The organism is Pedobacter ginsengisoli (assembly GCF_030244015.1).
Taxonomy (GTDB): Bacteria; Bacteroidota; Bacteroidia; order Sphingobacteriales; family Sphingobacteriaceae; genus Pedobacter; species Pedobacter ginsengisoli.
This window is the reverse complement of the sequence record NZ_JASSYX010000004.1, coordinates 324108-336521: the sequence shown is the minus strand read 5'-3', so window position 1 is coordinate 336521 and position 12414 is coordinate 324108. Positions and strand designations below refer to the sequence as shown.

Below are 12414 nucleotides of genomic sequence, written 5' to 3'. Positions count from 1 at the left end.
GGTTTAGATACCCAGCGAGAATAACCTCGTCTCTGCGAAAAATGTGGTATAGGTGGATGGGAATGAAGATTGGAAAAGGAACAAAAGTAGAAAATATAGTAGTCAACTGGCCTCATCAGGTTGTCGTAGGTGATAATTGTGTGCTTGAGCGCGGAGTGACCATTAAGTTTCCAGGTGTCTGGAGGCCGGGACCAATGATTGGTATTGGTAATAATACTCTTGTAGCTAAAGACTGCGAGATCAACATTACTGAAAGTCTTTCTATTGGCAATGATTGCCTGATTGCTGCGGGGTGCAGGCTGATTGATCATGATCACGGCACCGGTATCGGTGAACTGATGCGAAAGCAAGAATGTCCGGGCAGCCCAATCGTGGTGGGAGATGATGTATGGATCGGGAGTGATACTATTGTGTTAAAAGCGGTAATGATCGGTGACGGTGCTGTTATTGCGGCGGGTTCTGTGGTCACGAAATCCGTTCCTTCAATGGAAATATGGGCTGGCATTCCGGCACGAAAAATCGGAGAAAGGAAAAAGGAATGAAATTGATGCTTATATGCGGGACACTTGAACCTGGGTGTGATGGAGTGGGCGACTATGTGCGCCGGCTTAGTGCTGCCCTATTGAAAGCCGGCCATACTGTAAATGCAATTGCTTTAAATGACCAGTATATATCTGAAACTTCATATGAAAACCACGATGCTGAGGGAACTGTTCTTGCAGTGTTGAGGCTGCCGTCGCGCATGCGTTCGGCAGATAGAAATTCCGTAGCCTCGGCTTACATCGAAGAGGAAGATCCTGACAAGATAAGCCTTCAGTTTGTTCCTTATTCGTTTCATAAAAAGGGGATTCCTCTTTTGCTCGGTAAAAACCTGCAAAAGATAATTAATAACCGTGGGGTTCATATTTTGTTTCATGAGATCTGGTTGGATTCGCCCGTCGGCTTAAGGCAGAAAATTACTGCGGCAGCCCAACGACTGTTGATTTGCAGACTTGTGGCAATCTTGAAACCTGAATCTATACATGTTTCAGTGCCATTTGAAAAAATGAAGCTTGAGCAGGTTAACATTAATTCAGAAGTATTAAATCTTTTTGGGAATATCTATCCGGGCGATAAATTAAATTTAAAAGACGGAGTACCGGTTAGGCAGATTGCTGGTATGGGTTCATCTGTTCTTTATTTTGGCGTACCGCCACGCGGGTTGTTCAGAGCTATTTTTTTTCGCAAACTAATAGAGTTCTTAAAGACATATGATCAGGGGATAAGATTAATTCTGGCCTGTGGCAAATCTAACGCAAAGGATGAATTTTGCAGTTCTCTGCGTAAGATTCTTAAAGGGTATAATTGTGAAATTGTTGATTGCGGTTTTTTGCCCGCCGGGGAGTTAAGCGCATTGATGTCACAATGCCAGGCGGGTATTTCAAAATCCAAGCCTCATCTGCTTGGCAAAAGCGGGGCGGCCATAGCCATGCTTGAGCATGGTTTGCCCATATGGATGCCCAGGTGGGATGGCAAAGAACAGTTGTCCGGTGATTTCAGAAAGCAATTGATTTTTCCTGAGCTGGATCATGCGATCTGTTCGGAAAAATTAGACTATCAACCTTTAATCGGTGAGGTAGTGGAACAGTTTACAAAAACCTTACAGCGCTCATGAAAATATTGTTTATAACACATTTGTTTTATCCTAAAGTCGGAGGGATTGAAGTTAACTCTGAGATACTGGCCAATGGCTTTTGTAAAAATGGTTATGAAGTCCATTTGGTGACTTGGGCGGAAGATCCTGGTAATAAAGCTTTCCCTTATCCGGTATTCCGAAAACCTGATGTTTGGAAACTGATCAGGGAACATGTGTGGGCGGATGTTGTTTTTGAGAATAACCCCTGTTTAAGGTTGTCGTGGCCTGCATTTTTTTTGAGGAAGAAGTCTGTCGTGGCTTTGAGATCCTGGGTCAGAAGAGATGATGGACGAATCGGCTGGCAGGATAAATTAAAGATGAAATGGCTGGGCAGGGCTAAAGGTGTCATAGCCGTAAGTAAAGTTATTCGGGATGCGTGCTGGCCATCAGCCACCATAATCGGTAACCCCTATAGAAATGAACTGTTCCGCCGGCCGCCGGCTCAGATCTACTCAAAAGATTTTGTCTTTTTAGGGCGTTTGGTTGGTGATAAAGGAGCGGATATGGCAATAAAAGCGGTAGCTGGTTTGGAGAGGCCGGCGACACTGACGATAATTGGTGAGGGGCCGGAATTGGAAAACCTTAAGCGAATGGCACTTGATTTGGCCCTGGGATCAACTGTGAATTTTACAGGCCTTTTAACCGGGGAGGAATTGGTAAGAGCGCTTAACGATCATAAATATATGCTCGTACCATCTAAATTGATAGAACCTTTTGGAAATGTTGCACTTGAGGGTTTGGCATGTGGCTGTTTACCAATAGTTTCAGACGGCGGCGGACTTCCGGATGCCGTAGGAAATGCGGGAATTGTTTTTGAAAGGGGGAATCTGGATGCGCTGATTGATACAATTTCAGAGCTGTTAAACGATCCGGTAAGGGAAAATGAATTGCGTAACAATTCAGCCCTACACTTGAAAAATCACCATCCCGAATTTGTCTCAGAAAGATATCTGGAAGTAATTGAAAAGGCATTTAAACAAGATATGAGATGAGAATCCTGCTGTCACATCCTACAGGCAATCAATTTGTAAGGGCATTAATCACGTCTTTTCAGGATGCAGGTATGCTGGCTAGATTTGTTACTACAGTTGCCGTCACTGAAAATGCATATTGGCCTAAAATGCTGCCGGCAAAGTTAAGAGAGGAACTGCGACGGAGAACATTTTCCTTGCCTGCTGACCAGATGATGAGGCGTCCCCTGCTTGAAATTGCAAGAAACCTGCTGCCGAAGATTGGTTTTCATGCGGCGGTAAGACATGAAGCCGGTTTTGCCAGTTTAGACCGCGTATATTGGGACCTTGATAAGGCCATTGCCGGGAGTTTGAAGAAAATCTCCAAACGACTGGACATTGATGCAGTATATGCGTATGAAGACGGGGCACTGGAAACTTTTATCCAGGCTAAAAAACTGGGACTGACCTGCATTTATGATCTGCCTATAGCTTATTGGGAGACGGGGCGCAAATTGATGCAGGAAGAGGCGCTGCGTTTGCCACCCTGGTCTGTAACACTTGGCGGTGGTGTTGCCGACTCCGAACACAAACTTAAAAGGAAGATAAAGGAACTGGAGCTTGCTGATGTTGTGGTGGTCCCGGGCAAATTTGTAAAGGACTCTCTTCCTGTCTGGGCCCGGGGCAAAAAGATCATTCTTGCTCCTTTTGGTTCACCTGAATCTTCTAAACCTGTTCGGAAAAATGCCAGTGAGCCCCTGCGCGTTTTGTTTGCCGGCTCATTGGGACAACGCAAGGGGCTGGGCGATTTGTTTGCAGCGATGAAATTCCTGGACCCTAAAAGAATAGAATTGATAATAATGGGGGGCTTACTTGCTCCACTTGAATTTTATAAACGTGAATTTGCTGATTTTATCTATGAAAAAGGCCGGCCACATGATCAGGTTTTGGAACTGATGCGCAGCTGTGACGTTTTTTGCCTGCCATCAATTGTGGAGGGAAGAGCATTGGTTATGCAGGAGGCGATGAGTCAGGGGCTTCCTTTGGTGATCACGCCAAATACGGGTGGCGATGATCTGGTCATTGAAGGGGAGACGGGATTTATGGTGCCTGTCCGCTCGCCTGAAAAAATTGCTGAAAAACTAAACTGGTTTATTGAAAACCGGGAGGCCGCATTTATAATGGGACAGCGCGCGACAGCACATGCGGCAAAATATACCTGGAAGGGTTATGGAGATCTAATCGTTAAAGAATTAACAAGTATACATGTATAATACCTACACAATTATAAAAGACGAAGATGAAGACCGCCAGCTACTAAAAAAAATTATCTGGCTATACTTATTGCTCCTGATTTTTGAAGGAGCACTCAGGAAATGGTTCCTGCCTTTTTTGTCAAGCCCGCTGCTGATCATTCGCGATCCCATAGCCATTTGGCTGATCTATAAAGTCTGGAGCAGAGGGCTCCTGCCCTCATCGACATTGTTGAACGGAATGGTGGTGCTTGCGTCAATCGGCATTGTAACCGCCATTGTGTTTGGGCATGGAAATCTTTTTGTTGCCGGTTTTGGCGCCAGGATTTTTTTGATTCAGTTCCCGATGATCTTTGTCATTGCACGGGTATTTGATAAAGAAGATGTCATTGCAGTGGGACGTCTACTTGCCTGGATCGCAATTCCTATGACGGCATTGATCATTTTACAGTTTTACAGCGCTCAGTCGGCATTCGTAAACCGGGGGGTTGGTGGCATCGAAGGATCAGGATTTAGCGGCGCATTAGGTTATTTTAGACCTTCGGGGACATTCTCTTTTACAAATGGCACGCATTTGTTTTTTGGCCTCGTGGCCAGCTATTTATTTTATTTCTGGTTTACTCCTGGCCAGATCAGCCGATTTATATTGTATGCGTCAACTATAGCTGTATTGGTCGCTATTCCGTTTTCCATTAGCCGGAGTCTGGCATTTCAGGTCGCAGTAAGTCTCATATTCGCTCTTTTTGCTGTAGTAAGAAGACCTGAAAACCTGTTCAGGGTGCTTATGGTCGGCATTATTGTTTCGATCATTGTTGTCATTTTACTGAACCTTGATTTTCTTCAAAACTCCATTGACGCTTTTGTTGTAAGGTTTACTACCGCCAGTAATATAGAGGGCGGATTGGGTGGGACAATTGTCGACCGTTATTTTGGCAAGATGATAAGTGCATTAGAAACGGCACTGGACCAGCCTTTTTTTGGATATGGCATGGGTATGGGAACAAACGTTGGAAGTGCGCTGCTTACCGGCTCACGCAAGTTTTTAATTGCAGAGGAAGAATGGGCCCGGCTCATTGGAGAGCTTGGACCTTTTTTGGGCCTGTCGGTCATTTTCATAAGATTGGCATTGAGTATTAAAATGACCATTTTTTCTTATTATGAATTGCGAATAGGAAATATGCTCCCCTGGATGCTGCTTGGCTATGTGCTTACAAGCTTGCCTCGGGGACAATGGGCGCAGCCTACTTCGCTGGGGTTTAGCGTTATGGTAGCGGGGCTTTTGATAGCAGGAATGAAGAAACCACAAGAAGACTGACAAATGGAAGACCCTAAAATTCATGTAAATTTCTTTCAGAGAAGGCCGCGTAAAGGCTTCAGCTTCAGTGTTGAATATATTTTTGAGGATATCAGAAGGAGGCTTGCTGATAAAATCGTTCCAACAGTATATATCTCAAAATGTTATAACGATGGATATTATACAAAGATCGTAAATATTATTGAGGCTGCTTTTAGAAAGAAGGCTGACGTAAATCACATCACAGGAGAGGTTCATTTCCTTAACCTGCTGATGAAAAAGGAAAACGTGATTTTGACTGTCCTTGATTGCGGGGTGATGCCAAGAAAGAAAGGCCTGGCCAGAAAGATTGTGAAGTGGCTTTATCTTACAGCACCCGTAAACCGCTCAAAATATGTTACAGCTATATCAGAGATAACCAAACAGGAAATCATTGGGTATACCAATTGTAATCCCGATAAAATTTATGTAATACCTGTGGCAATTGATCCGTTATATATTCCGTTTCCGAAAGCATTTAACAAGGACAAGCCCTGTATTTTACATATTGGAACAGGCTTTAACAAAAATCTGTTAAGGCTCATTGAGGCAATTGAAGGAATAAATTGCAGGCTGTCTATCATTGGGAAGCTGTCAAATGAACATCTTCAGGCATTGGAAGAGAATAATATAGACTACGAAAATGAGTATAATATAAGCAACGAAAGATTGTTTGAAAAATATAAAGAATGTGACATTGTAGCTTTTGTGTCCACATTTGAAGGGTTTGGGATGCCCATTGTTGAAGGCAATGCCGTAGAAAGAGCAGTGGTGACAAGCAACGTTTCTTCAATGCCTGAGGTCGCTGCTGACGCCGCTTGCCTGGTAGATCCATATGATGTAGACTCCATAAAGGCCGGTATTTTGAAACTAATAGATGATGATGTGTACCGGGAAAAATTGATCAGTAATGGTAAACTTAACAGGCTCCGGTTTGATGCTGATGCCGTGGCGGCGATGTATCATGAACTTTACTGTAAAGCATCGATAAACAGATGATTAAGGTACTCCATATTTTGCCGAGTCTGGATCCAAAAGCCGGTGGCGTAAGTCAGGCCGTCCGGAGTGTGATCAGGTATTCGGCTGACACTGCACTAAGTCATGAGGTTTTGTGCCTGGATGATACAAAAGAAGAATATTTGAAAGATTGCGATTTTGTAGTGTACGCAATGGGCCGGGGGAAAACCGCCTGGAACTACAATCCGAGATTGCTGCCATGGCTATTGAGCCATTTAGCCAATTATAACAGGATCATCGTTCATGGTTTATGGCAGTACCAGACTCTGGCTGTTTATCAAGCGTACCGGGCCGTGGCAAACGGAATAGCCAAATTGTATATAATGCCCCATGGCATGCTTGATCCTTATTTTCAACGGGCAAAAGACCGAAAGATAAAGGCGATCCGGAATATTGTTTTTTGGAATCTGATAGAGCGTAAGCTGGTTAACAATGCAGATGCCCTGCTATTTACTTGTGATGTTGAAAAGGAACGGGCTCATGAGTCTTTCATCCGGTATAACCCAAAAGAAGAAATTGTGAGTGGACTTGGAGTTGAAAGACCGCCCTTGTTCGAAAAATCGATGACAACAGCTTTTCACAGCAGATGCCCTGAGGTAGAAAATCAACGTTATTTTTTGTTTTTGGGTAGAATACATCCGAAAAAGGGGGTTGATTTATTGATAAGATCATATATCAAACTAAGATCTTCTGAACAAGACTTACCTCTGCTGATCATTGCGGGGCCGGGGCTGGAATCTCAGTATGGGCGCAAAATGAAGCAACTTGCCAGCGAAACTAAAGACATCCTATTTCCTGGAATGCTTGATGGGCAATCTAAATGGGGTGCATTTTACGGCTGCGAGGCATTTATACTGCCAAGCCACCAGGAAAATTTTGGTATTGCGGTCGCTGAGGCTTTAGCATGCAGTAAGCCGGTTTTAATTTCTGACCAGATTAATATTTGCAAAGAAATTGAAAGGGATGGGGCTGGAATAGTTGCTTCAAATACATTGGCAGGTACCTACGATTTACTAAGGAAATGGGAGCACTTGAATGTTCCGGAGAAACAAGAATACGCATTAAATGCAAAGCTATGTTATGAGAGCCGATATAGCGAAAGCATCACACGTAAGATCATTATAGGTATAATCAAATAGCTGGTAATCAAGCGGCTGCTTTGTTCATTTTTGTGCAAAATCGCACAGTGCTCCAGATAGATACCAAAATCTGACCGGATACACAGAAAATTGCGAACATGCCTCTTCCGAAAGTGAACAGAATGAATAAAGTATAACGGCTGCGGTTCATTTATTTTCGTGAAATAGTTAATAGAAATCCATGCCTCTTTATGAGCTTTGAGGTTTTTTGTTCCAGAAGCAAATATGATAAACGCTCCCTTCCAGTCTAAAGTAAATTTGCAGTTATTCGATTCATCACATGGACTAAACAGGGACGCTTCCATACTAAAAGAGGTGTTGTGGTACATTGTTAAATGGCTTTTCTTCCTTACGGCAATTCCTTACCCAAGCTGTTTTAAAACGATTCTTCTTAAGGCGTTTGGAGCTCGTGTCGGCAAAAATGTACTCATCAAACCAAGAGTCAACATTCATATGCCCTGGAAACTGGTTATTGGAAATAATGTTTGGATTGGAGAAGAGGTGTTTATCTTAAATTTTGAGCCGGTTCACATTGGGAATAATGTCTGTATATCACAGCGTGTCTTCCTTTGTGGCGGTAACCATAATTTTAAAGATCCGGCGATGGCCTATAGAAATGGTCCCATCACATTGAATGATGGCTGCTGGATTGGTGCGAGCACTTTTGTCTGCCCGGATGTATCTGTCGGAGTTGACACCGTAGTTTGCGCCGCCTCGGTTGTCACCAGAAGCTTAAACGATAATGGCGTATTTAGAGGAAACCCTGCGGGTTTTATTAAAATGAGGTGGGAATGAGTAAAAAGAGAATATTGATTATCGGCATCAACAGTCGTCCCGAGTTTACAGGAATTGGCCGGTATACTGGTGAAATGCTGACCTGGCTGGCAGGACAGGGCCACGAAGTGACGATGGTTACCGCTTATCCTTATTATCCTTATTGGAAAATACAAAAACCTTATTCGGGCTGGTTGTATAAAAAAGAAACACCAATGCCCGGATTGACTTTATACAGGTGCCCGCTATATGTTCCGTCGGTGCCTACAGGGTTAAAGCGGATGATCCACGAGGGTACTTTTTTTATGTCTGCCTTTCTGGTCGTAGTTAAGCTACTGTTCAAAAGACGCTACGATACGGTTTTCACCATTGCCCCGCCATTTCATTTGGGCTTCCTGGCACTTTTTTATAGATTTTTTAAAGGTAGTCCAATAGTCTATCACTTGCAGGATCTCCAAATTGATGCGGCCAAAGAACTGGGGATATTGAAATCAGGGCCACTGTTTTCTGTTCTTTTTAACCTGGAGAAATTTATACTGAAAAAGGCTGATATAGTAACTACCATTTCTATTGGAATGCATGAACGGATTTTGAATAAGATAAGAAGGCCGGTTGTGCTTTTCCCAAATTGGGTCGATACAAATCTTTATCATCCAGTCAGGGAGCGCGACAACCTAAAACGGAGATGGGGTTTTTTACCTGAAGACAAACTTGTTGTTTATGCCGGGAGTATTGGGGAAAAGCAAGGCCTGGATATGTTGCTGCACATTGCTGCGACACTCGGGACTCATAAGCAGATTAAATTCATTATTTGCGGAACAGGGCCCTTTAAAGAGAAGCTGGCAGCGCTGGCCATTGAGCTTGGACTCAATAATGTTTTCTTTTTTCCATTGCAGGGAGATGATGTTTTTAATGATTTTCTAAATATAGCAGATGTGCACCTGGTGCTTCAAAAAGGAGACGCAGGCGATCTGGTTATGCCCTCCAAGCTGACAACTATACTGTCGATCGGTGGTCTGGCAATTGCCACCGCAAATCCCGGGACTACACTTTATGAGGTGATCACGGCTAATCAAATGGGCATCATTGTGTCGCCGGACAATGAGCTTGAATTGTCAAATGCAATTGTTGACTGTTTTGAATATGACCATTCACAGAAGAGGATAAATGCCAGGAATTTTGCTGAGCACAATCTTAATAAAGATGTGATTCTGAATAAGCTGAGCACTTATTTGTGATTTTCCGTTAAAGGACCCTTAGCTGTTCATTTTATTCATTGTTGTGCAGAACCATGTACTGGAGCGGTTTTTAAATACCTTTGGTATACGCTCATTCTCATGCGTAATAATATGCAAACACGGTATATATATATCTTGAGATACGTCCTGCTCATCACTGATGTAATTATGCTCAATAGCGTATATTTTGCATCTTTTCATATTACTTCATTGCTTGGACAGTCCCTTTCAGAAGAGGTATTTAAGCAATATGTTCTGGTGTGCAATCTGATCTGGTTGTTTAATACAGCTATTTTTGGCTTGTACACTTTCAAAGGCGAGAAAAAGCTCGAGAGTATATACCGCGGGACCTGGAGAAGTATCGTACTGCATATTATGCTGTTCGCTTTTTATCTGATGCTTGCCAAGGACATAAATTTTTCCCGGACGTTTCTTGCCGTGTTTTATTCCCTGCTTTCTTTTTCTTTTATTGTCAACAGATTTTTGGGGACTGCGATACAATACCGTTTTTCTGAGCGGTTTAATATTGCGCGGAAAGTCGCCGTGATGGGGTCTAACGTTACCGCACATAAGATATCTGCTTACCTGGAAAAGCAAAAGAACATACAGTTTTGCGGATTTGTCGGGGATGACGAGAATATGTATTCGTTAAACGGTATTGGTGTTTCTGAAATAACTTCGCTGAAACTGGCCGAGGCAGCATACAATGGAGTTTTTGATGTATATGTCGCAGTGGATCTTGACAGGATGACGGAAGTCGGTCCGTTGATCAGGGAAGCGGAAAGGCAGTGTATACGTCTAAAGTTCATCCCCGATTTTGGGGGTGCGCTGTCGCTGACTTATACGGTAAGTGAGCTCGGAGGTAAGTTTCCGATCATTTCATTGCGTGAGGAGCCCCTCGAGGACATGCATAACCGGTTTAAGAAACGACTGTTTGATGTGGTATTCAGCAGTTTTGTAATTGTTTTCATTTTAAGCTGGCTGTACCCCTTGCTTGCATTCTTTATAAAGATGCAAAGCAAAGGGCCTGTGCTGTTTAAACAGCAGCGTACCGGAAGAAATGACGAGCCTTTTTGGTGTTATAAATTCCGGAGCATGAGTATAAACACTAAAAGTGATGACCTTCAGGCTAGTCGTGGTGATGAACGCATAACGCCAATCGGAAAGTTTATGCGCAGAACCAGTCTTGATGAGATGCCGCAATTTTTTAATGTTTTGATGGGTGATATGAGCGTCGCCGGGCCGAGGCCTCATATGCTCAAACATACTGAAGAGTATAAGGCCATCGTCAACCAGTATATGGTACGGCAGTTTTTGAAGCCCGGGATCACCGGGTGGGCCCAGGTTAATGGGATGCGCGGCGAAACAAAAACCCAGCAGGACATGGAAGACAGGGTGAAACTCGATCTTCATTACCTGGAAAACTGGAGTGCCATGTTTGACGTGAAAATTGTGTTTATGACCGTGATCAATCTGCTGCGCGGGGATGAAAATGCCTACTAATAGGTATTGTTTTAATAAAAATCTTTAATCATCTTAGCATACGGGATAGGGACCCCGCTCAAATATGTACGCTCAATGACTAAATTAATCTGCTCAATTTTTACAGTATTTGTTGTTTTTACTTACAAATCCAGTGCGCAGCAACCATACAGAATGGGTATGAATTTTGACGACGCGTCTTATAGTGTCGTTAAAAAGAAGGCCAAACTTACACGCAGCCTGGAGTCATTGCCGGAATCAGCCTCGATAAAACAATTTTCCCCGATCCCGGGCAATCAGGGGATGTACAGTACTTGTACGGCATGGGCATCGGCTTATTGTGGAAGGACAATAGTAGATGCGGTAAAAAATAACTGGCTGGACAGGACATACATTACTGAACACGCTTATTCGCCGGCTTTTCTATTTCGCCTGTTAAGCCCTGATGATCAGTCCTGTAAATCAGGTTCTTATATATCAATGGCTTTTAGTATAATGAAAACCAAAGGGCTCATTCCTTTTAGTGAGCTTTCAGCTTCCTGCATCCCCTCTGTTTCGAATGTTCAGCTTGCGAGCGCCGGGAATGGTAGAATAAAGGATTTTATGCGCCTCTTTGATGTTAACGCGGCCCGGGATATAAAGGTGCAGTCTGTAAAGAAGTCTATTTCCGAACAGAAACCAGTCGTATTTGGGATGATATGTCCCCCGTCATTTTTTAATGTAAAAGGGGTTTGGAATCCAGTAGAAGAGGCTGATCCAAAAATCGGAGGGCATGCAATGTGTGTGGTTGGTTATGATGATAAAAAAGAAGGTGGTGCTTTTGAAATCCAAAACAGCTGGGGCACCAAATGGGGAAATGAGGGATATATCTGGATAAAGTATGATGATTTTGCGAGGTTCACCGCATATGCGTACGAATTTATTGATCTCCCCGAGGCTAAGCCCGAATTAGCCGATCTTTCGGGAAGTATCAGGTTGGTCCTGGCAGATAATAACGAAATGCCGGTTACTTTACTAACTTCGACAAGAGGACTCAAGGTGGTTCCTGCGAAGAAAACTACGGATCCCTTATCTGTGTACCAAACTGCATCAAACTACAGTTCCGGCACGAGGTTTCGCATTTACATTTCCAATAATGAACCTGCCTATGTCTATGCGATCAGCACTGATTTGAGTAACGAGGTGACCAAAATATTTCCATATGAAGATGGGATCAGCGCTGCACTAACAGATAAACGCAATGACATCGCTATTCCGGATGAGGACCATTTTATTGAATTTGATGATAAGCCGGGAAAAGATTTTCTATGTGTGCTTTACAGCCGGGACGAGCTCAACATCAACGAGCTGGTGACAAAAATTAGCAGTCAGCAAGGAAGCTTCAGCGAACGGATCTTCAAGGTACTGGGAGAAAAAATGGTTGCTCCGGCAAACACCCGGTTTTCTAAAGACAAAATTGCATTTGAAGGATTTAGTAAAGGAAAGAGCATTGTACCAATGATGGTGGAGATGGACCATAAATAAATATTTAATGGACAGAGTAAAGTCGATAT

11 protein-coding genes are annotated in these 12414 nt (G+C 43.3%); all 11 read left to right on the top strand.

The features are described from left to right. Positions 1-62: 62 nt before the first annotated feature. A complete protein-coding gene (locus QEP08_RS18720; protein WP_285060183.1) occupies positions 63-542 on the top strand; it encodes an acyltransferase in 480 nt (159 codons plus the stop codon). Next, entirely contained in the window at positions 539-1654 is a 1116-nt protein-coding gene (locus QEP08_RS18715; RefSeq protein WP_285060182.1) for a glycosyltransferase, read from the top strand. Before QEP08_RS18720 ends, QEP08_RS18715 begins: the two co-directional genes overlap by 4 nt. Beyond that, entirely contained in the window at positions 1651-2667 is a 1017-nt protein-coding gene (locus QEP08_RS18710; protein ID WP_285060181.1) for a glycosyltransferase family 4 protein, read from the top strand. Before QEP08_RS18715 ends, QEP08_RS18710 begins: the two co-directional genes overlap by 4 nt. Continuing rightward, positions 2664-3899 carry a glycosyltransferase family 4 protein gene (locus tag QEP08_RS18705; RefSeq protein ID WP_285060180.1) on the top strand — a complete coding sequence of 412 codons (1236 nt, stop codon included), beginning with the start codon at positions 2664-2666 and terminating at the stop codon, positions 3897-3899. The genes QEP08_RS18710 and QEP08_RS18705 overlap by 4 nt, the downstream gene beginning before the upstream one ends. Continuing rightward, on the top strand, positions 3892-5193 hold the full coding sequence (locus tag QEP08_RS18700; RefSeq protein WP_285060179.1) for a hypothetical protein: 1302 nt from the start codon (positions 3892-3894) through the stop codon (positions 5191-5193). Before QEP08_RS18705 ends, QEP08_RS18700 begins: the two co-directional genes overlap by 8 nt. A 3-nt stretch (positions 5194-5196) precedes the next feature. Then, positions 5197-6210, top strand: a complete 1014-nt coding sequence (locus tag QEP08_RS18695) for a glycosyltransferase (RefSeq protein WP_285060178.1) — start codon at positions 5197-5199, stop codon at positions 6208-6210. Further along, positions 6207-7367: a glycosyltransferase gene (locus QEP08_RS18690; protein WP_285060177.1), complete on the top strand. Its 1161-nt coding sequence runs from the start codon at positions 6207-6209 to the stop codon at positions 7365-7367. The genes QEP08_RS18695 and QEP08_RS18690 overlap by 4 nt, the downstream gene beginning before the upstream one ends. Before the next feature lie 225 nt (positions 7368-7592). Continuing rightward, complete coding sequence (locus tag QEP08_RS18685; RefSeq protein ID WP_285060176.1) at positions 7593-8162, top strand: WcaF family extracellular polysaccharide biosynthesis acetyltransferase; 570 nt, start codon at positions 7593-7595, stop codon at positions 8160-8162. Beyond that, positions 8159-9379, top strand: a complete 1221-nt coding sequence (locus tag QEP08_RS18680) for a WcaI family glycosyltransferase (protein ID WP_285060175.1) — start codon at positions 8159-8161, stop codon at positions 9377-9379. Before QEP08_RS18685 ends, QEP08_RS18680 begins: the two co-directional genes overlap by 4 nt. A 135-nt stretch (positions 9380-9514) precedes the next feature. Continuing rightward, entirely contained in the window at positions 9515-10882 is a 1368-nt protein-coding gene (locus tag QEP08_RS18675; RefSeq protein WP_285060174.1) for an undecaprenyl-phosphate glucose phosphotransferase, read from the top strand. A gap of 75 nt (positions 10883-10957) precedes the next feature. After that, on the top strand, positions 10958-12385 hold the full coding sequence (locus tag QEP08_RS18670; protein WP_285060173.1) for a C1 family peptidase: 1428 nt from the start codon (positions 10958-10960) through the stop codon (positions 12383-12385). Positions 12386-12414 lie beyond the last annotated feature (29 nt).